The organism is Micromonospora inaquosa (assembly GCF_003857055.1).
GTDB classification, from domain to species: Bacteria; Actinomycetota; Actinomycetes; order Mycobacteriales; family Micromonosporaceae; genus Micromonospora; species Micromonospora inaquosa.
Map to the genome: position 1 here is coordinate 1 of NZ_QGSZ01000240.1, position 19,508 is coordinate 19,508.

At 71.0% G+C, this 19,508-nt stretch carries 17 protein-coding genes and 1 tRNA gene; 15 read left to right on the top strand and 3 right to left on the bottom strand.

What is annotated here, in order from left to right; translation table 11 throughout:
* Window positions 1–252 precede the first annotated feature (252 nt).
* Window positions 253–2,055 carry a methionine--tRNA ligase gene (gene metG, locus DLJ59_RS20995; RefSeq protein ID WP_124774338.1) on the top strand — a complete coding sequence of 601 codons (1,803 nt, stop codon included), beginning with the start codon at window positions 253–255 and terminating at the stop codon, window positions 2,053–2,055.
* A 43-nt stretch (window positions 2,056–2,098) separates the two neighbouring features.
* On the opposite strand, the gene DLJ59_RS21000 is transcribed toward metG, so the two are convergent.
* Entirely contained in the window at window positions 2,099–3,346 is a 1,248-nt protein-coding gene (locus DLJ59_RS21000) for a hypothetical protein (protein ID WP_124774339.1), read from the bottom strand.
* Between the two features lie 128 nt (window positions 3,347–3,474).
* Here DLJ59_RS21000 and DLJ59_RS21005 point away from each other — a divergent pair, with 128 nt between their 5' ends.
* The 6 genes from DLJ59_RS21005 to DLJ59_RS21035 all read left to right on the top strand — a co-directional run bounded on the left by DLJ59_RS21005 (window position 3,475) and on the right by DLJ59_RS21035 (window position 9,551).
* Window positions 3,475–4,374, top strand: coding sequence for a TatD family hydrolase (locus tag DLJ59_RS21005; RefSeq protein ID WP_124774340.1), 900 nt, complete (start codon window positions 3,475–3,477; stop codon window positions 4,372–4,374).
* 46 nt (window positions 4,375–4,420) lie between these two features.
* The gene (gene rsmA, locus DLJ59_RS21010) at window positions 4,421–5,290 is read left to right on the top strand and encodes a 16S rRNA (adenine(1518)-N(6)/adenine(1519)-N(6))-dimethyltransferase RsmA (RefSeq protein WP_124774341.1); all 870 of its coding nucleotides are present in this window, start codon (window positions 4,421–4,423) and stop codon (window positions 5,288–5,290) included.
* 86 nt (window positions 5,291–5,376) lie between these two features.
* Complete coding sequence (locus DLJ59_RS21020) at window positions 5,377–6,327, top strand: 4-(cytidine 5'-diphospho)-2-C-methyl-D-erythritol kinase (protein ID WP_124774342.1); 951 nt, start codon at window positions 5,377–5,379, stop codon at window positions 6,325–6,327.
* A gap of 121 nt (window positions 6,328–6,448) precedes the next feature.
* Window positions 6,449–8,254, top strand: coding sequence for an ABC-F family ATP-binding cassette domain-containing protein (locus DLJ59_RS21025; RefSeq protein WP_124774343.1), 1,806 nt, complete (start codon window positions 6,449–6,451; stop codon window positions 8,252–8,254).
* Window positions 8,255–8,355: 101 nt separating this feature from the next.
* The gene (locus DLJ59_RS21030; protein WP_124774344.1) at window positions 8,356–8,811 is read left to right on the top strand and encodes a DUF4383 domain-containing protein; all 456 of its coding nucleotides are present in this window, start codon (window positions 8,356–8,358) and stop codon (window positions 8,809–8,811) included.
* A 263-nt stretch (window positions 8,812–9,074) separates the two neighbouring features.
* Window positions 9,075–9,551 (top strand): DUF4383 domain-containing protein, encoded by a 477-nt coding sequence (locus DLJ59_RS21035; protein ID WP_124774345.1) that lies wholly within the window; start codon window positions 9,075–9,077, stop codon window positions 9,549–9,551.
* A gap of 27 nt (window positions 9,552–9,578) precedes the next feature.
* Here the strand turns inward: DLJ59_RS21035 and DLJ59_RS21040 are convergent, their stop codons facing one another.
* Together DLJ59_RS21040 and DLJ59_RS21045 are read right to left on the bottom strand one after the other, a co-directional pair.
* Window positions 9,579–10,277 (bottom strand): TetR/AcrR family transcriptional regulator, encoded by a 699-nt coding sequence (locus DLJ59_RS21040; protein ID WP_124774346.1) that lies wholly within the window; start codon window positions 10,275–10,277, stop codon window positions 9,579–9,581.
* A gap of 222 nt (window positions 10,278–10,499) precedes the next feature.
* Window positions 10,500–11,465 (bottom strand): acyl-CoA desaturase, encoded by a 966-nt coding sequence (locus DLJ59_RS21045; protein WP_124774347.1) that lies wholly within the window; start codon window positions 11,463–11,465, stop codon window positions 10,500–10,502.
* A 313-nt stretch (window positions 11,466–11,778) separates the two neighbouring features.
* Between DLJ59_RS21045 and DLJ59_RS21050 the strand changes: the two genes are divergently transcribed.
* From DLJ59_RS21050 to DLJ59_RS21085, 8 genes are all read left to right on the top strand, one after another.
* Window positions 11,779–11,850, top strand: a tRNA-Gln gene (locus tag DLJ59_RS21050).
* A gap of 107 nt (window positions 11,851–11,957) precedes the next feature.
* A complete protein-coding gene (gene glmU / locus DLJ59_RS21055; RefSeq protein WP_124774348.1) occupies window positions 11,958–13,496 on the top strand; it encodes a bifunctional UDP-N-acetylglucosamine diphosphorylase/glucosamine-1-phosphate N-acetyltransferase GlmU in 1,539 nt (512 codons plus the stop codon).
* A 58-nt stretch (window positions 13,497–13,554) separates the two neighbouring features.
* Entirely contained in the window at window positions 13,555–14,535 is a 981-nt protein-coding gene (locus DLJ59_RS21060) for a ribose-phosphate diphosphokinase (RefSeq protein ID WP_124774349.1), read from the top strand.
* A gap of 332 nt (window positions 14,536–14,867) precedes the next feature.
* The gene (locus DLJ59_RS21065; protein ID WP_124774350.1) at window positions 14,868–15,566 is read left to right on the top strand and encodes a 50S ribosomal protein L25/general stress protein Ctc; all 699 of its coding nucleotides are present in this window, start codon (window positions 14,868–14,870) and stop codon (window positions 15,564–15,566) included.
* Between the two features lie 94 nt (window positions 15,567–15,660).
* Window positions 15,661–16,251, top strand: a complete 591-nt coding sequence (pth, locus tag DLJ59_RS21070; protein WP_124774351.1) for an aminoacyl-tRNA hydrolase — start codon at window positions 15,661–15,663, stop codon at window positions 16,249–16,251.
* 132 nt (window positions 16,252–16,383) lie between these two features.
* Window positions 16,384–17,214: an inositol monophosphatase family protein gene (locus DLJ59_RS21075; protein ID WP_124774352.1), complete on the top strand. Its 831-nt coding sequence runs from the start codon at window positions 16,384–16,386 to the stop codon at window positions 17,212–17,214.
* 75 nt (window positions 17,215–17,289) lie between these two features.
* On the top strand, window positions 17,290–18,201 hold the full coding sequence (gene cysD, locus DLJ59_RS21080; protein WP_124774353.1) for a sulfate adenylyltransferase subunit CysD: 912 nt from the start codon (window positions 17,290–17,292) through the stop codon (window positions 18,199–18,201).
* The gene (locus DLJ59_RS21085; protein WP_124774354.1) at window positions 18,201–19,496 is read left to right on the top strand and encodes a sulfate adenylyltransferase subunit 1; all 1,296 of its coding nucleotides are present in this window, start codon (window positions 18,201–18,203) and stop codon (window positions 19,494–19,496) included. The genes cysD and DLJ59_RS21085 overlap by 1 nt, the downstream gene beginning before the upstream one ends.
* Window positions 19,497–19,508: the final 12 nt, after the last annotated feature.

The window sequence follows — 19,508 nt, forward strand, 5'->3', positions numbered from 1 at the left end:
CCCGCGGCGCGCCGGCCTCGCGCCCCGAGTCGTCGCCGACCGCCGGTCCGGTGGGACGGTCCTCGTGGTCCCGCGCCGCTCCTCTGCCCGTCACGAGGTTCATTGCACACCGGCCCAGGGGGCGAAACGGGCAGCTGAGCCGCGTGTCGACGACAAATCGGACCAACGGGCGAGGTGGCCGGCCCGGTCCGCCGGTCGGGCACCCCCCATTGGTTCGCGGACGACCCGGACGGGTCACTAGGCTCACTGCTCATGAGTCACGTTCTCGCGGCAGTGGCCTGGCCGTACGCCAACGGCCCCCGCCACATCGGCCACGTCTCCGGTTTCGGCGTTCCCTCCGACGTCTTCGCCCGGTACATGCGGATGGCCGGCCACGACGTGCTCATGGTCTCCGGCACCGACGAGCACGGCACCCCGATCCAGGTGCAGGCCGACGCCGACGGGGTGACCCCGCGCGAGCTGGCCGACCGGTACAACAGGGTGATCGTCGAGGACCTGCACGGCCTCGGTCTCTCCTACGACCTGTTCACCCGCACCACCACCCGCAACCACTACGCGGTGGTGCAGGAGCTGTTCGAGGGGATGTACCGCAACGGTTACATCGTGCCGAAGACCACCATGGGCGCGATCTCCCCGTCCACCGGGCGCACCCTGCCGGACCGCTACATCGAGGGCACCTGCCCGATCTGCGGCTACGACAGCGCCCGCGGTGACCAGTGCGACAACTGTGGCAACCAGCTCGACCCGATCGACCTGATCGACCCGAAGTCGCGGATCAACGGGGAGACCCCGAAGTTCGTCGAGACCGAGCACTTCTTCCTGGACCTGCCGGCCCTGGCCGAGGTGCTGCGGCAGTGGCTGGACACCCGCGAGGGGTGGCGGCCCAACGTGCTGCGGTTCTCCCGCAACCTGCTCGACGACCTCCAGCCCCGGGCGATCACCCGTGACCTGGAGTGGGGCGTACCGATCCCGCTGGACGGCTGGCGCGACCGGCCGGACAAGCGGATCTACGTGTGGTTCGACGCCGTGATCGGCTACCTGTCCGCCTCGATCGAGTGGGCCCGCCGCTCCGGCGACCCCGAGGCGTGGCGCAAATGGTGGTCCGCCGACGGGGCCGGGAAGGACGCCCAGTCCTACTACTTCATGGGCAAGGACAACATCGTCTTCCACTCGGTGATCTGGCCGGCGCTGCTCTCCGGATACTCCGGCGAGGGCTCCCGCGACGGTGAGCCGGGCGAGCTGGGTCGGCTCAACCTGCCCACCGAGGTGGTCTCGAGCGAGTACCTGACCATGGAGGGGCGCAAGTTCTCGTCGTCCCGCAAGGTGGTCATCTACGTCCGTGACTTCCTGGAGCGCTACGACGCCGACGCGCTGCGCTACTTCATCGCCGCCGCCGGCCCGGAGAGCAACGACACCGACTTCACCTGGGCCGAGTTCCTCCGCCGCAACAACGACGAGTTGGTCGCCGGCTGGGGCAACCTGGTCAACCGGTGCGTGTCGATGGCCGCGAAGAACTTCGGGGCGATCCCGCCGATCGACCCGGCCGGGCTCACCGAGGCCGACGAGGCACTGCTCGCTGTCGCCCGGACCGGCTTCACCACGGTCGGCGACCTGATCGGCCGGCACCGGCAGAAGCAGGCGATCGGCGAGGCCATGAAGGTGGTCGCCGAGGCGAACAGGTACCTCTCCGAGCAGGCGCCCTGGAAGCTCAAGGACGAGGCGGACAAGCCCCGGATGGGCACCATCCTGCACGTCGCCATTCAGGTGATCAGCGACGCCAACACGCTGCTCACCCCGTTCCTGCCACACTCCGCGCAGCAGGTGCACGAGCTGCTCGGGGGCACCGGCGTGCACGCGCCGATGCCGGTGATCGAGCAGGTCGACGACCTCGACGGCGGTCCGGCGTACCCGGTGCTCACCGGGGACTACACCGTCGGCGCGCGCTGGGAGTCGGTGTCGATCGAGGCGGGCCGCCCGCTGGCCACGCCGAAGCCGGTGTTCCGCAAGCTCGACCCGTCGATCGTCGACGAGGAACTGGCCCGGCTGGCCGACTGAACGCACGACGCGCGGCGGTGGGGGTGCCTGCCGCCGCGCGTCGTCACATCGCGTACCGGGTGTCCATCACCTGGTCGTCGGTCACCTCGACGGCCGGTGCCCAGGCCTCGTAGACGCCGCGTTCCTGACACTGGGCACCGGTGGCGATCACGCTGTCCGGGTTCGGGTAGCGCAGCCGCAACCGCAGCCAGCCGGCCTCCTCCCGCAGCACCAGACACGGCACACCCCGCCACTGGGCGAACCGGACCCGACGGGCCACCGAGTCCACCGGGTAACGGGCCGCCCGGGTCATCGCCAACACCCGGAACCCGCCGGGCAGGTCGGCGACCGCCTCGTACTCGCTGTCGCCGTACGTGCCGACCAGTTGGGTCGAGCGGGGCACGTCGGTGTTCGGCACGTACTCCTGGTCCGGGGAGAGGCCCGGCACCGCGGCCAACAGGTGCCGCCACTGCGGGCCCACCATCCGCAGCCACCCGCGCTGCTCGGCCTGGTAGGTGTACAGCACCACCTCCACCCCCTCCGCCGGGTAGGCGACGAGGGCGGCGTTCGCCGGCATCGGCAGGTCGGCGAAGTCCCGGGTGATGAACTCCGGGATGAGCTGACCGTTGCTGGGCACGAAGCCGGTGCCCAGCACCGGGGCGCCGAGCCCGTCGCGGGAGGGCAGCGCGATGAGGCCGCGGTGTGCCGGGCCCACCGGCACGTCGTAGTCGCCCGGGTCGGACGCGCGCCAGCGCAACGCGTACGCCACATCCGGGCCGTCCCGGCCGGCGTCACCATCGGTACGCAGCACCCGCGTCGTCGCCGGCGTACGCAGGTGCGCCACATCGTGCTCCCGGTAGCAGAAACCGTGCGGCAACCAACCCCGTAGGTGACCGGCGACCTGCTGGGCCGAGAGCACCTTCACCATGCGGGTGGCCCGCCGGACCACCGCCGACGCGCGCGCCACCGCCAGCATCGGGTCACCCGCCGCAGCCGGCTGCTGGCTGAGCTGGTGCAGGTACGCCCAACCCCGCTCACGGTGCGCGGGCATCAGCAGCGGCGCCTCCGGCTCGTCGGCCGGCTCGGTGGCCCCGTGCACCGCTGTCACCTCGGTGACATGCACGAAACGGCGCCACGGCAGGGCGCTACCCGGGCGGGGCGCCCACTCGAAGCCGGCCACCTCGTCGGCGCTGAACAACTCGTACGCGGCACCTCGGGCGATCTCCTCGGCCGGGTACACGGCGCCGCCGAACGCCACGTGCAGTCCGGTCCGTTCGCTGGCCGTGCCGTCGGCGTGGGGGGTGACGCTCATGCCGTCGCCTCCCTGTTCGATGGGTGGGGTCCGCACGCTGTCGCGTCCGCTCGTTGGGGACCGTAGAGTCGCGCGGCGTAGCCGCGGTGAACGTCGGGTGGCGGGCAGATGGACAGCCCCGGTGTGTGATGCTGTCGCTGATGAGTGAGCCCACTGAATCCCGCCGCGACCGTGCCGCCCGGCGGGCCGGAGAGTTTCCGCCCGCCCCCGAGTCGCTGCCCCGGGCGGTGCTGGACAGCCACACCCACCTGGACATCACGGTCAGTGAGGCCGGTGTGCCCGGCGGCGGGCCGGCCGACGACCCGGTTGCCGTGGCCATCGCGTTGGCCACGAAGGTCGGCGTGGACCGGCTGGTCCAGGTGGGCGTGGACGTCGCCTCCTCCCGATGGGGCGCGGACACCGCCGACCGGTACCCCGCCGTGCTGGCCACCGTGGCGCTGCACCCCAACGAGGCGCCCCGGCTCACCGACCTCGACGAGGCGTTGCGGGAGATCGAGTCACTCGCCGCCCGCGACCGGGTCCGGGGGATCGGCGAGACCGGCATGGACTTCTTCCGCACCGGCGACGAGGGGCGTGCCGCGCAGGAGGAGAGTTTCCGGGCCCACATCGCCATCGCCAGGCGGTACGACAAGACGTTGGTCATCCACGACCGGGAGGCGCACGCCGACGTGCTGCGGATCCTCGACGACGAGGGCGCTCCCGACCGGGTGGTGCTGCACTGTTTCTCCGGCGACGCCGACTTCGCCCGCGAGTGTGTCCGCCGTGGCTATCTGCTGAGCTTCGCCGGCACGGTCACCTTCGGCAGCGCGACGGCGCTGCGCGAGGCCGCAGCGCTCACCCCGGTGGATCAGATGCTGGTGGAGACCGACGCCCCGTACCTCACCCCGATGCCGTACCGCGGCCGGCCGAACGCGTCGTACCTGATTCCGCTCACCGTCCGCGCGCTCGCCGCGACCACCGGCAGCGACCTGGACGAGCTGTGCGCGGCCATCTCCGCCACCGGCGACCGGGCCTTCGGCCCGTGGTGAGCCCGGCCCGACGGTCGACACCGACCCCGTCGCTACGCTGCCAGGCATGACCGGTCTCCTCGGCCCGGCGGAGATCCGGGAACTCGCCGCCCGGCTGGGCGTCGCGCCCACCAAGAAGCTGGGCCAGAACTTCGTGCACGACCCGAACACCGTGCGCCGGATCGTCACCGCCGCCGGTCTGACCCCCGACGACGTGGCCCTGGAGGTGGGGCCCGGGCTCGGTTCGCTGACCCTGGGGCTGCTGCCGGTCGCCGGGCACGTGCACGCCGTGGAGATCGACCCGGTGCTCGCCGGGGCGCTGCCGGAGACCGTCGCGCGCCACGCCGGGGCCGATGCCGCCCGGCTCACCGTGCACCGCGCGGACGCGCTGCGCGTCGCCGCCGCCGAGCTGGCCGACCCGCCGCCGACCGCGTTGGTGGCGAACCTGCCCTACAACGTCGCCGTGCCGGTGGTGCTGCACCTGCTCGCCGTACTGCCGACCCTGCGACACGGCCTGGTGATGGTGCAGAAGGAGGTCGCCGACCGGCTCGTCGCCGGTCCCGGCTCCAAGGTGTACGGCATCCCGTCGGTGAAGCTCGCCTGGTACGCCCAGGCCCGAGGCGCCGGCAAGGTGCCGCCGAACGTGTTCTGGCCGGTGCCCAACGTCGACTCCGGCCTGGTCGCCTTCACCTGCCATGAGCCGCCCCGCGCCGACGTACCCCGGGAGCGGGTCTTCGCCGTGGTGGACGCGGCGTTCGCGCAGCGCCGCAAGACGTTGCGCGCCGCGTTGGCCGGCTGGGCCGGTGGCGCGGACCGGGCCGCCGCGGCGCTCACCGCCGCCGGCGTCGACCCCGGCGCCCGTGGGGAGTCGCTGACCGTCGAGCAGTTCGCTGCCATCGCCGCGTCGGCTCCGGTCGGTACGCCGGCCGCGAAGTAGGCTGACGCCGTGCCCGCCGAGGACGCCGAGGAGCTGATTGTGGCCAAGCCGTTCGACATCCGCCTGCACGTGCGGGACATCACCCCGTGACCGAGGCCTGGCGACCGGACGGCGAGGACGAGCGACGCGGGGCCGTCGGCCCGGTGCGGGTGCGGGTGCCCGCGAAGGTCAACCTGCACCTCGGGGTGGGCCCGTTGCGCCGGGACGGCTACCACGAGCTGAACACGGTCTACCACGCCATCTCGATCTACGACGAGCTGACGGCCCGTCGGGGCGACACCCTGGCCCTGACCATGGAGGGTGAGGGCACGGGCGAGCTGGCCCTGGACGACACCAACCTGGTGATCCGCGCCGCGCACGCCCTCGCCGGGTACGCGGGGGTGCTGCCACACGCCCGTCTGCACCTGCGTAAGCAGATCCCACTCGCCGGTGGGCTGGCTGGGGGCAGCGCCGACGCGGCCGCCGCGCTGGTGGCCTGCGACGCGCTGTGGGGCACCGGGCTGTCCCGCGACGAGCTGGCCGGCATCGCCGCCGACCTCGGCTCCGACGTGCCGTTCCTGATCTACGGCGGCACCGCGCTGGGCACCGGCCGGGGTGAGGCGGTCAGCCCCGTGCTGGCCCGCCCCACCTCCTGGCACTGGGTGGTGGCGATCGCCGACGTCGGCCTGTCCACCCCGACCGCGTACCGGGAACTGGACCGGCTCCGCGACTCCGGTGCCGCCGGCGCCCCGCTGGGCAGCACCGACGCCCTGCTCGGCGCGCTGCGCCAGCGGGACCCGCGGGTGCTCGCGCGGACGCTCGGCAACGACCTTCAGGACGCCGCGCTGGCCATGCGCCCGGCGCTGGCCGACACCCTGAAAGCCGGCGAGGCGGCCGGCGCGCTCGCCGGGATCGTCTCCGGCTCCGGCCCGACCTGCGTCTTTCTCGCCGCCGACGCGGCCAGCGCGGAGCGGATCGCCGCCGAGCTGACCGCCGCGGGCGTCTGCCGGGAGGCGCGGGTGGCGCACGGTCCGGTCGCCGGCGCCCGGGTCGGCTGACGGCAGGTCCCCACCGGGGCGGCTGGCACGCGGCGCGGGCGTGCGGGGCGTCCGCGTACCCTGGAGACAGGCGTCCAGGTGCCCGCCGGCACCGGGACGCCTTGACATTGAAGGGTGGAACGTGGCGAACATCGTCAATCTGGACCGGGTGTCCAAGGGGTACGGCGCCGCCGGGCGGCTGCTCACGGACGTCTCGCTCGGCCTGGACGACGCCGACCGGATCGGCGTGGTCGGCCTCAACGGCGCCGGCAAGTCCACCCTGCTGCGGCTGCTGACCAAGCAGGAGGACCCGGACGACGGCCGGGTGACCCACCGCCGCGACCTGCGGGTGCTCTGGCTGCCGCAGCAACTCACCCTGGCCCCCGAGGCCACCGTCCGGGACGTGGTGCTCGGCACCGCCTGGCTCGACGAGGGCATGGGCGCCGAGCACGAGTGGGCCGGCGACGCCGGGGTGCGCGCCATCCTCGACGGCCTCGGCATGCCGCACCTCGGCCTCGACCAGCCGGTCGGCCCGATGTCCGGTGGCGAACGCCGTCGGGTGGCGCTCGCCGCGCTGCTGGTCCGCGACTCCGACCTGCTCATCCTCGACGAGCCCACCAACCACCTGGACGTCGGCGGGGTCGACTGGCTGGCCCGGCACCTGGTCGGCCGCAAGGGCGCGCTGGTCGTGGTCACCCACGACCGGTGGTTCCTGGACGCGGTCTGCACCAACACCTGGGAGGTCGCCGACCAGACCGTCCGCGCGTACGAGGGCGGCTTCGCCGCCTGGACCCTCGCCCGCGTCGAGCGCGAGCGGGTCGCCGCCGCCACCGAGGCCCGCCGGCAGAACCTGCTCCGCAAGGAGATCGCCTGGCTGCGCCGTGGCCCGCCCGCCCGAACCTCCAAGCCGCAGTTCCGCATCGACGCCGCGAACGCGTTGATCGCCGACGTGCCACCGGCCCGCGACACCATGTCGTTGCAGCGGATGGCCGTCTCCCGGCTCGGCAAGCAGGTGTACGAGCTGGAGAACGTCGAGCTGCACGCCGGCCCGAAGGAGATCCTGCGCGACGTCAGCTGGCTGGTCGGCCCCGGCGACCGGATCGCCATCCTCGGTGCCAACGGCGCCGGCAAGACCACCCTGTTGCGGATGCTCGCCGGCATCACCCGCCCCGACGGTGGCCGCCTCAACACCGGCTCCACGGTGCGGCCGGCGTTTCTCTCCCAGGAGCTCACCGAGCTGCCCGGGCACCTGCGGGTGCTGGAGGCGGTGGAGGAGGTCGCCCGGCGGGTGCAGCTCGGGGACCGGGAGGTCTCCGCCGCCCAGCTCGCCGAGGTGTTCGGCTTCGACGACCGCCGGCTCTGGACGCCGGTCAGTGACCTATCCGGCGGGGAACGCCGCCGGTTGCAGATGCTGCGGCTGCTGGCTGGCGAGCCCAACGTGCTGCTCTTCGACGAGCCCACCAACGACCTGGACACGGACACCCTCGCCGCGCTGGAGGACCTGCTCGACTCGTGGCCCGGCACGATCATCGTGGCCAGCCACGACCGGTATCTGATCGAGCGGGTCACCGACACCGCGTACGGGATGTTCGGCGACTGCCGGTTGGTGCACCTGCCGGGCGGCGTGGACGAATATCTCGCCCGGACCGCCGAGCGGGCCGGGACCAGCCGCGCCGGGGCCACCCCGACCGCCGCGCCCACCGGCCCCACCGCGAGCGGCATGTCCGCCGCGGAGGTCCGTCAGGCCCGCAAGGAGCTGACCCGGCTGGAGCGGCAACTCGGCAAGCTCGACCAGCGCGAGACCACGCTGCTCGATCAACTCGCGGCGGACGCCACCGACTACGCCCGGGTCGCCGAGTTGGACACCCAGCTCAAGGATCTGCGCGCCGAGCGGGAGCGGATCGAGGAGACCTGGATGACCCTCGCCGAGGACCTGCCCGAGAGCTGATCGGCCGGGCACACCGCCCCGGCCCCCGTGTGCGGCGTCACACCACCACATGCGAGACAATCGTCGGCGACACCTCACCTCACGGCGTTGGAGACACAGACATGGCCCACACCCCCGTCAACCACCCCGCGCGGCCGATCTACCGGGCGATCGGCGGGCTGACCGGTCTGTACCTGGTCGTCTTCGGTGTGCTCGGCATCATCGCGAGCACCGGCAACGAGATCCTCGCCCAGGACGACACCCGGGTCCTCGGTCAGGGCACCAACCTCGGCTACTCGCTGCTCAGCGTGCTGCTCGGGATCGTCGTGCTGGTCGGCACCGCGCTCGGCCGCAACATCGACGTGGCGATCAACCAGTGGCTGGCGTACAGCCTCATGGTGATCAGCCTGGCCGGTCTCGCGTTCATCCGGACCGACGCCAACATCTTCAACTTCAGCATCACCACCGTGGTCGTGGTGATGGCGGCCGCCCTGGTGCTGCTGATGGTCGGCATGTACGGCAAGGTCGGCACCGAGGACGAGGCGGAGGCGTTCCAGAAGGCTCGTCTGGTGCTCTGATCTTCTTCTCTGGTTGCGGCCGTGGGTTTCGCCGGAGCCTTGCGGCCCGGGTTTTTGCCGGAGCCTCGCGGCCGGGGTTTTCGCCGGAGCCCGAACTGCTCCGGGCGGTCAGGCTTGATCCCTGCGCAGCTCGGGCTCCGGCGAAAACCTGACCTGGTCCAGCCCCTGGCGGGCCCTTCCGGCTTTGTGGTTTTCCAGACAGCCGGTCTTGCCTCAGGTGATAATCCTCCTGAATTGGTCTAACTCAGGTGGAGGGTTCGGGTATGCCGCATTTTCCGGTGAACCATCCGGCACGGCCGCTCTACCGGGTCCTCTCCGGGCTGATCGGCGTCTACATCCTGGTCTTCGGCGTCTGGGGCGTCGCCGAGACGATCGGCGATTCGCTCTTTGCCCGCAACAGCACCTGGGCCCTCGGGCTCCGGACCAACCTGGCCTTCTCGCTCGCCTCGGTGATCTTCGGGATCTTCCTGATCATCGGGGCCTCGCGGCGCACCAACCTCGGCCACTACATGAACCTCACCGCCGGCGTGGTGTTCCTGGTGACCAGCATCCTGATGATGTCGGTGCTGCAGACCGGGGCGAACTTCCTCAACTTCTCGATGTCGACAGTGGTCGTGTCGATGCTGTTCGGCCTGATCCTGCTCGGCACCGGCCTGTACGACAAGGTCGGCCCACCGGAATCCGCCGAGGCGGAGTTGGCGAACCGCAAGCACCCGGTGGCCGACGTGCACCGCCGCTGAGCGAGGTCAGTGGCGCGCTGATCGAGGTCAGTGGCGCCGCGCGGTGATCAGCGTCGGCTTCGCCTCCAGGTGCGACAACCCGTTCCAGGCCAGGTTGACGAGGTGCGCCGCCACCGTCTCCTTGCGCGGCTTGCGCACCTCCAACCACCAGCGGCCGGTCAGCGCCACCATGCCGACCAGCGCCTGCGAGTACAGCTCGGCGAGCTTCGGGTCGTACCCGCGGCTCTTGAACTCGGCACCCAGGATGTGCTCGACCTGGTGCGCCACGTCGTTCATGACGCTGCTGAAGTTGGCCGTGCCGGACATCAGCGGCGACTCGCGGACCAGCACCCGGAAACCGCTGGTCTCCTCCTCGATGTAGCCCAGCAGGGCCAGCGCCGCCTGTTCCAGCAGCTCACGCGGATGCCCGGCGGTCAACGCCGTGGTGATCCGGTCCAACAGGGCCCGGACCTCCCGGTCCACAACCACCGCGTAGAGCCCTTCCTTGCCACCGAAGTGCTCGTACACCACCGGCTTGGAAACCTTGGCGCGGGCAGCCACCTCCTCGATGGAGGTGGCGTCGAACCCGCGCTCGGCGAAGAGTTGCCGGCCGGTCGCGATCAGCTGCTCCCGTCGTTGGGCCGCCGACATGCGGACCCGGGACGGAGCCTTTGCTTTCGGTGTCGCCGTCGGTGCCGCCCGTCGGCCGCCAGCGCCTGCCCCCGCCTCGCTGCTGACCTCAGGCATGTCGCCGCCTTGCTGGCGCTCGGTGACGCCCTGCCGTGGGATGGTTCCTCCGCTGTGCACGTTCACGTCGTCGCCTCACTGGCGGGCGGTCCGACCACCCTGCCGCGCCGTTCGACCGTACCCGGATCGGGTCCGGCCCCCGCCCGCCGAGCTGTCGGGTCCCCCGCCTGGCTCGGTCATCCGGCCATCCTGCCAGGCGGCATCCCCGCGCACCGCCCGGTTTCAGCGGGGTGCGACCGGCTTCACGAGCTTCGCGGCGAGGCGCTCCGGCTTTGGCCAGCGCACCTGTGTTGCCGCGCCGACCTTCTCGAAAAACCAGATCACGCGGGCGGAGATGTCCACCTGACCGCGCAGCACGCCGTGCCGGGCGCTGGTCGGGTCGGCGTGGTGCAGGTTGTGCCAGCTCTCACCGAACGACAGGATCGCCAGCGGCCAGAAGTTCGAGGCGCGATCGCCCTGGCGCATCGCGAACGGACGCTCGCCGTAGACGTGGCACACCGAGTTGATCGCCCAGGTGACGTGGTGCAGGAGGCCGATCCGGACCAGCCCGGCCCAGAAGAACGCGGTCAGCGCACCCTGCCAGGACCAGGTCACCAGACCGCCGATCAGCGCCGGGCCGAGGAGCGAGATGGCCACCAGCGCGGGGAAGAGCCGATCGATCCGGCTGATGTCCCGGTCGGCGATGAGGTCTGGTGCGAAACGCTCCCGGTTGGACAGCTCCCGGCGGAACAGCCAGCCCACGTGTGCGTGGAACAGGCCTCGGGTCAACGCCCAGAAGCTGGTGCCGAAGCGCCACGGCGAGTGCGGGTCACCCTCCAGGTCGGAGAAGGCGTGGTGCCGTCGGTGGTCGGCGACCCACTGGATGATCTCGCCCTGCACCGCCAGCGAACCCGCGACGGCCAGAGTCACCCGCAGCCACCGCTTGGCCTTGAACGAGCCGTGGGTGAAGTAGCGGTGGAAGCCGACGGTGATGCCGAGCCCGGAGACGACGTACCAGACCAGGCCGATGATCACATCGGTCCAGCCCAGCCAGCCGCCCCAGGCCACCGGCACGGCGACCAGCAGGGCGACGAAGGGGATCACCACGAAAGCCCAGAGGGCGGCCAGGATGCCGGGGGACTGGCTGCCGTCGGTGAGTGGTTTGGGGCCGGGTCCGGCGGTGTTGGGATCGAGCAGAGCAGTGGACATGGGACCTCGCAGGGGGATGGTAACGATCACGAAGCTACGCCTACGTCACCGTAACTTACGGCACCGTAGATCGCACGGGGAACTTTCGAATCGCCTTCGCGTACCTGCTCAAAGCCGCAGGTCAGCCGGCCTGTTGCGGGCGGCTGTCCCTTGCGGGGAACGGGCGACCCGGATGCCGGCCGGCCACCCCCGGAGCGGTCGACGGCGTCGACCGCCCGCCGTGCGGCGGGATGAGCGATGGCGCCCGACGGCCGGGGCGCTAAGGTGTAGCGGCGGGATGTCCATCCCTCAAGCGACGTGCTCGCGTCGCTGATCGGCCGTGGTGTAATTGGCAACACCCGGGTCTTTGGTACCCGTATTTCAGGTTCGAACCCTGGCGGCCGAGCTGTTCACCTAGGTCCGTTTTAGGGCCTGGTGGGGGTAAGAGGGGAACGCGCCGGGCCGCGCCGCTAGCATGGCCGCGAGAGTGTCCGCCGTCCCGACGGGAGCCACATCGTGCCCCAGCCCCACCTCCGTACCGTCGTCGTGCTCGCCGCCGGTGAGGGCAAGCGGATGAAGTCGACACTGCCCAAGGTGCTGCACCCCCTGCTCGGTCGGACGCTCCTCGGTCACGTGCTGAGCGCCGCCGCCCCGCTGGGCGCGGACCGCACCGTCGTCGTGGTGGGGCACGGAGCCGACCAGGTCCGGGCGCACCTGTCCGAGGTCGCCCCGGACGCCACGCCGGTGCTCCAGGCCGAGCAGCTCGGCACCGGGCACGCCGTGCGCATCGCGCTGGACGCCGTACCGGACGGTGCCGGCACGGTCGTGGTGATCAACGGAGACGTGCCCCTGCTGCGACCCGAGACGGTGGGCGCGCTGGTGACCGCGCACGAGGAGGCCGCCGCGGCGGCCACCGTGCTGGCCGCCGAGGTGCCCGACCCGACCGGCCTCGGCCGGATCGTCCGGGACGCCGACGGCCGCCTGGAGCAGATCGTCGAGGAACGCGACGCCGATCCCACGCAGCGCGCGATCCGGGAGATCAACGCCGGCATCTACGCGTTCGACGCGGTGCGGCTGCGTGAGGCGCTGGGCAAGCTCTCCACCGACAACGACCAGGGCGAGGAGTACCTGACCGACGTCTTCGGCCTGCTCCGCTCGGCCGGTGAGCCGGTGGCCGTGCACGTCGCCGTGGACCACGTCGAGACGTTGGGCTGCAACGACCGGGTGGAGCTGGCGACCCTGCGCCGGCTGCTGCGCGACCGGATCAACGAGGCGTGGATGCGTACCGGAGTGAGCCTGCTCGACCCGGCCACCACCTGGATCGACGTGACCGTCGCACTGGACCGGGACGCGGTGGTCGACCAGAACACCCAGTTGCGCGGCAGCACGGTGGTCGGCGCCGGCGCGCTGATCGGGCCGGACGTCACCCTGATCGACACGGTCGTCGGCCCCGCCGCGTCGGTGATCCGCAGCCACGCCGACGGCGCCGAGGTGGGCGCTGGCGCAACCGTCGGGCCGTACGCGTACCTGCGGCCGGCCGCCCGGCTGGCCGAGAAGGCGAAGGTCGGCACCTTCGTCGAGGTGAAGAACACCGAGATCGGCCCGGGCGCGAAGGTTCCGCACCTCAGCTACGTGGGTGACGCGACGATCGGCGCGAAGGCCAACATCGGCGCGGCGACCATCTTCGTGAACTACGACGGCGTGAACAAGCACCGCACCACGGTGGGTGAGGGTGCGTTCGTCGGTTGCGACACCAGTTTGATCGCGCCGGTCGAGGTGGGTGCCGGCGCCTACGTGGCAGCGGGCAGCGCCATCGCCCAGGACGTGCCGCCGGGCGCGCTCGGGGTCACCCGGGCACCGCAGCGCAACATTGAGGGCTGGGTGCAGCGCAAGCGTCCCGGCACGGTCTCCGCGGCGGCAGCCGAGCGGGCGCAACGCGCCGCCGAGGGTGCGTCGGGCACGGCCGGTGCCGCAAGCGACAGTGAGGCAATGCACGGGGGAGCCAAGACGGTGGGCGGCACATCCGGCCCGGGAGATACTGCAACCGAATAGTCCCTGACCCACCACCACCGGGTCGGGTACCGCCGACAAAACGGGAGCAGACGGGCCCATGGGCAGCATCGTCGCCGAAAACCGCAAAAGCCTGATGCTCTTTACCGGACGTGGCTTTCCGGAGTTGGCCAAGGAGATCGGCGAGGTGCTCGGCGTCGCGCCGACCCCGGCCGACGCCTACGAGTTCGCCAACGGCGAGATCTTCGTACGTTTCAAGGACTCGGTGCGTGGTTCGGACGCCTTCGTGGTGCAGTCCGTCACGCACGGGGTGAACACCTGGGTCATGGAGACCCTGATCATGGTCGACGCGCTGAAGCGGGGGTCGGCCAAGCGGATCACCGTCGTGCTGCCGTTCTACCCGTACGCCCGCCAGGACAAGAAGCACCGCGGTCGGGAGCCGATCTCGGCCCGCCTGGTGGCGGACCTGCTGAAGACCGCCGGCGCCAACCGCATCCTCACCGTCGACCTGCACACCGCGCAGATCCAGGGCTTCTTCGACGGCCCGGTGGACCACCTCTTCGCGATGGACATCCTGGCCGAGTACGTGGAACACAAGTACGCCGGCCGGCCGATGACCGTGGTCGCACCGGATTCCGGCCGGGTGCGGGTGGCCGAGCGGTGGACCGACCGGTTGGGTGGTTGCCCGCTGGCGTTCATCCACAAGACCCGTGACCCGATGAAGCCGAACCAGGTCGTGGCGAACCGGGTGGTCGGTGAGGTCGAGGGCCGGGTCTGCCTGATCGTCGACGACATGATCGACACCGGCGGCACGATCGCCAAGGCCGCCGACATCCTCAAGGAGTCGGGCGCGGCGGAGATCGTGGTCGCGTCCACCCACGCGCTGCTCTCCGACCCGGCCACCGAGCGGCTCAAGAACAGCTCGATCAGCGAGATCGTGGTGACGAACACGCTGCCGCTCCCGCCGGAGAAGCAGTTGGACAAGCTCACCGTGTTGTCGATCGCGCCGCTGCTGGCACGGGCGATCCGGGAGGTCTTCGACGACGGCTCGGTGACCACCCTCTTCGGTGGCCTGAGCTGAGCCTGGCCCTGTTTTCGCCACTTGACACGCTGGCGGGGGCAGGGCTGGCAAACTGACGGAAACGGGGCCGGCGCGCTGGTGGGAGCACCACTGGCGGGCCGGTCTCGGGCCGTGATCGGGGACTGCCGGAAACCCTGGAAACAGCTCGGGTAGACTGGTGCGGTTGCCACGGCGAGGGTGCCCGGCGGGCCGCTGAAAAGCGCCGCACGGAGGCACCGTCATCGACGCGGTGCTCCGGGCAGTCGTTCATGACGCATGAGCCCCAGCGAGCCCCTCGCCCCAGCACCGCCAGACGACAAGCCGCCGCAGCGAAAAGCATCAGGAGTTTCCCCGTGTCCGAGGTAAAGATCAGCGCCGAGCCCCGTACCGAGTTCGGCAAGGGTGGTGCCCGCCGTACCCGCCGGGCCGGCAAGGTGCCCGCCGTGCTGTACGGCCACGGCGAGAAGCCCAAGCACATCGCGCTGCCGTCGCGGGAGTTCGCCGCGGCGATCCGCAAGGGCGGTGCCAACCAGCTCTTCGCGATCGACATCACCGACGGCACCCAGGTGCTGGCGCTGCCGAAGGCGATCCAGCGTGACCCGATCCGCGACACCTTCGAGCACGTCGACCTGATCCTGGTCCGCCGGGGCGAGAAGGTCACCGTCGAGGTCCCGGTCCAGCTGACCGGCGAGGCCGCCCGCGACACCCTGATCGTGCACGACCACGACACCCTCTCGGTGACCGCGGACGCCACCAAGGTCCCGGACCACCTCGAGGCGTCGATCGAGGGCCTGGAGGCGGGCACCCAGGTGGCCGCCGGCGATGTCGTGCTGCCGGCCGGCGTCGAGCTGGCCGTCGACGCGGACCTGACCGTCGCGTCGGTGACCGCCGCCCCGACCGCCGAGCAGCTCGAGGCGACGCTGCCCGAGGTCGAGGTTGCCACCGACGAGGCCGAGGCCGAGGTCGGCGAGGTCACCGAGGGCTCCGAGGGCGCGGACGCTGCCCCGGCCGCCGAGGGCGACGAGACGACCGAGGCGCGCACCGAGGCCTGATCGGTTCGTACTGTGCGACAGGCGTCCCCGGATGTTCGGGGGCGCCTGTCGGCATATCGGGAGTCGGTGGGATGGGCGTCGGAAGGGACGGGTCGTGACTGACGAGGCGGGGCCGTGGCTGGTGGTGGGCCTGGGTAACCCGGGTCGGGAGTACGCCGGAAACCGGCACAACGTCGGGTTCATGGTGGTCGAACTGCTGGCCGGGCGGGTGGGTGCCCGTTTCGGCCGACACAAGCGGGCGGTGGCCGAGGTGGCCGAGGCGCGGCTGGGGTTCGGTGGGCCGAAGCTGGTGCTGGTGAAGCCACTGACGTACATGAACCTCTCCGGCGGGCCGGTCGCGGCGCTGGCGCAGTTCTACAAGGTGCCGACGACGCAGGTGATCGCGGTGCACGACGAACTGGACATCGGGTTCGGCCAGGTGCGGGTCAAGTTCGGCGGCGGCGAGGGCGGGCACAACGGCCTGCGCTCGATGTCGAAGTCGTTGGGGACGAAGGACTACGCGCGGGTGCGGTTCGGCGTCGGCCGACCGCCGGGGCGGCAGGATCCGGCGGATTATGTGCTGTCGGATTTCGGCGCGGCCGAGCGCAAGGAGCTGGATTTCCTGGTGGACCGGGCTGCCGACGTGGTGGAGTCGGTGATCGTCAAGGGTGTGGAGCCGACGCAGAACCTCTACCACGGCAGCTGAGCCGGGCGGGGCGTACCGACTCGGAAACGCTGGGCCGGTAGTCTGCGCCTTTCGGCGTGCCGCGACCGGCGACGCGGGTCGCGGCGGATCGGGCCCGTGCGGGCAGCGCGGTGAGGCGACGGGAGCGGGCAGATGAGCAGTCCTCCGATGATCGATGGCGCGTTCGCCCGATGGCTGGCGTCCCGGGCCGGGCAGGCGCTGCTCGACCTGCGTACGGAGATGGGTTTCGCGGACACCGGCGCGCTGAAGTCGGCCGGGGACAAGGTGTCGCACGACCTGATCCGCACGGAGTTGGCGAAGTGGCGTCCGGGTGACGCGGTGCTCTCCGAGGAGGACGAGGGGTCGCGGTTGGCCTGGGCCGCGGAGGTCAACACCGGAGCGGTGTCGCGGTTGAACGCGGATCGGGTGTGGATCGTCGACCCGCTGGACGGCACCCGGGAGTTCTCCGAGGAGGGCCGCTCGGACTGGGCGGTGCACGTGGCGCTCTGGGCACGCAACGCGCCAAGTCCGCACGGGCTGGTCGCTGGCGCGGTCGGTTTGCCGGCGCAACACCGGGTGCTGGGCACGGACTACCCGCCGGCGTACCCGCCGATGACGGTGGAGGCGGCGACGGCCGGCGAGCGGAAGATCCGCCTGGCGGCGAGCCGGAGCCGGCCGCCGGTCTTCCTGACCGATCTGGCTGAGGACGTCGGAGCGCACCTGGTGCCGATGGGCTCGGCCGGAGCGAAAATCGCCGCCGTCGTCACCGGCGAGGTGGACGCGTACATCCATGCAGGTGGGCAGTACGAGTGGGACTCGGCGGCCCCGGTCGCTGTGGCGACGGCCACCGGACTGCACGCTTCCCGGATCGACGGTTCTGCGCTGAAATACAACGAGGCGGATCCGCGCCTGCCCGACCTACTGGTCTGTCGCAAGGATCTCGCCACCCGGTTGCTTGCAGCGCTGCAGAAACATTCCGGGTAGCCTGAGCGAACTTTCTTGACATGCCCGACCGGAAAGGTCTGGAAATCGGATGAGCGAGCGAATCGAGCCGGTGTCATGACCACTCCCGCGGCGTACCAGGTCTCCCATCTGGACGCCTTGGAAGCGGAGAGCATCTTCGTGATGCGCGAGGTGGTCGCCGAGATGGAACGCCCGGTGTTGCTCTTCTCCGGTGGCAAGGACTCGATCGTCATGCTGCGGCTGGCGCAGAAGGCGTTCGCCCCGGCCAACGTCCCCTTCCCGGTCATGCACGTCGACACCGGGCACAACTTCCCCGAGGTTCTGGAATACCGCGACCAGCGCGTCGCCGAGCTGGGGTTGCAGCTCGTGGTGGCGAGCGTGCCGGAGGCCATGGCCAGCGGCATGGTCCGGGAGTCCGCCGACGGCATGCGCAACCGGATCCAGACGCCGGTGCTGCTGGACGCGGTGGAGAAGCACCGCTTCGACGCGCTGTTCGGTGGCGCCCGCCGGGACGAGGAGAAGGCCCGGGCGAAGGAGCGGGTGTTCAGCTTCCGCGACGAGTTCGGTCAGTGGGACCCGAAGAACCAGCGGCCGGAGCTGTGGTCGCTGTATAACGGCCGGCACCACCCGGGCGAATCGATCCGGGTCTTCCCGCTGTCCAACTGGACCGAGCTGGACGTCTGGCACTACATCGCCCGGGAACGCATCCCGCTGCCGTCGATCTACTACGCGCACGAGCGCGAGGTGATCGAACGGGACGGCATGTTCTACGCCGTCAACGAGTTCTTCCGCCCCCGTGCGGGTGAGGAGCGGTTCAAGGCACAGGTGCGCTACCGCACCGTCGGCGACGCCTCCTGCACCGCCGCGGTCCGTTCCGACGCGGACACCGTGGAGAAGGTCATCGAGGAGGTGGCGGCCACCCGGATCACCGAGCGCGGCGCCACCCGTGGTGACGACCGGGTCAGCGAGGCCGCCATGGAGGACCGCAAGCGGGAGGGCTACTTCTGATGAGCACCGAGATCGTGGCCCCGGCCGCCGAGGCGCGGGCGATGGACCTGCTGCGATTCGCCACCGCCGGCAGCGTGGACGACGGGAAGTCGACCCTGATCGGGCGGCTGCTCTACGACACCAAGTCGCTCTTCACCGACCAGTTGGCGGCCGTGGAGGCGGTCAGCGCTGCCCGCGGTGACGAATACACCAACCTGGCGTTGCTCACCGACGGCCTGCGTGCCGAGCGGGAGCAGGGCATCACCATCGACGTGGCGTACCGGTACTTCGCCACCCCCCGGCGCAAGTTCATCATCGCCGACACCCCCGGCCACATCCAGTACACCCGCAACATGGTCACCGGAGCGTCGACGGCGGACCTGGCGTTGATCCTGGTGGACGCGCGCAAGGGCCTGGTCGAGCAGTCCCGTCGGCACGCGTTCCTCTGCTCCCTGCTGCGGGTGCCGCACCTGGTCCTCTGTGTCAACAAGATGGACCTGGTCGACTGGTCGCAGGAGGTCTACGAGCGGATCGCCGACGAGTTCACCGCGTTCGCGGCGAAGCTCGACGTGCCGGACCTGACCGTGGTGCCGGTCTCCGCGTTGCGCGGCGACAACATCGTCACCCGGTCGGACAACATGCCCTGGTACGAGGGCCCGTCGCTGCTGCACCACCTGGAGCGGGTGCACATCGCGAGCGACCGCAACCTGGTCGACGTCCGGTTCCCGGTGCAGTACGTGATCCGTCCGCAGTCCACCACGGTCACCGACTACCGCGGCTACGCCGGCCAGGTCGCCTCCGGCGTGCTGAAGCCGGGTGATGAGGTGATGGTGCTGCCCTCCGGCTTCACCAGCCGGATCGCCGCCGTGGAGACCGCCGACGGGCCGGTCCCGGAGGCGTTCCCGCCGATGTCGGTGACGGTACGACTGGCCGACGAGATCGACATTTCCCGGGGTGACCTGATCTGCCGCCCGAACAACGCACCGGCGGTGGCGCAGGACATCGAGGCGATGGTCTGCTGGATGGACGAGACGGCCCCCCTGCGGGTCGGCGGCCGGTATGCGATCAAGCACACCACCCGGTCGGCTCGGGCGATCGTGCGCGGGCTGCACTACCGGCTGGACATCAACTCGCTGCACCGCGACGAGTCCGCCGACGAGCTGCGGCTCAACGAGATCGGTCGGGTACGACTGCGCACGACTGTGCCGCTGCTGGCCGACGAGTACCGCCGTAACCGCACCACTGGCGGTTTCGTCATCATCGACGAGGCGACCAACCGCACGGTAGGCGCCGCCATGATCGTCGAAGCCAACTAACCCACCCAACCC

Coding starts and splice junctions, on each gene's coding strand:
- DLJ59_RS21035 (WP_124774345.1), top strand. CDS start 9,075: ATGCCGCATTTTCCGGTGAACCATCCGGCACGGCCGCTCTACCGGGTC.
- DLJ59_RS21000 (WP_124774339.1), bottom strand. CDS start 3,346: ATGAGCGTCACCCCCCACGCCGACGGCACGGCCAGCGAACGGACCGGA.
- metG (WP_124774338.1), top strand. CDS start 253: ATGAGTCACGTTCTCGCGGCAGTGGCCTGGCCGTACGCCAACGGCCCC.
- DLJ59_RS21030 (WP_124774344.1), top strand. CDS start 8,356: ATGGCCCACACCCCCGTCAACCACCCCGCGCGGCCGATCTACCGGGCG.
- rsmA (WP_124774341.1), top strand. CDS start 4,421: ATGACCGGTCTCCTCGGCCCGGCGGAGATCCGGGAACTCGCCGCCCGG.
- DLJ59_RS21005 (WP_124774340.1), top strand. CDS start 3,475: ATGCTGTCGCTGATGAGTGAGCCCACTGAATCCCGCCGCGACCGTGCC.
- DLJ59_RS21060 (WP_124774349.1), top strand. CDS start 13,555: ATGGGCAGCATCGTCGCCGAAAACCGCAAAAGCCTGATGCTCTTTACC.
- DLJ59_RS21045 (WP_124774347.1), bottom strand. CDS start 11,465: ATGTCCACTGCTCTGCTCGATCCCAACACCGCCGGACCCGGCCCCAAA.
- DLJ59_RS21040 (WP_124774346.1), bottom strand. CDS start 10,277: ATGCCTGAGGTCAGCAGCGAGGCGGGGGCAGGCGCTGGCGGCCGACGG.
- DLJ59_RS21085 (WP_124774354.1), top strand. CDS start 18,201: ATGAGCACCGAGATCGTGGCCCCGGCCGCCGAGGCGCGGGCGATGGAC.
- DLJ59_RS21075 (WP_124774352.1), top strand. CDS start 16,384: ATGAGCAGTCCTCCGATGATCGATGGCGCGTTCGCCCGATGGCTGGCG.
- cysD (WP_124774353.1), top strand. CDS start 17,290: ATGACCACTCCCGCGGCGTACCAGGTCTCCCATCTGGACGCCTTGGAA.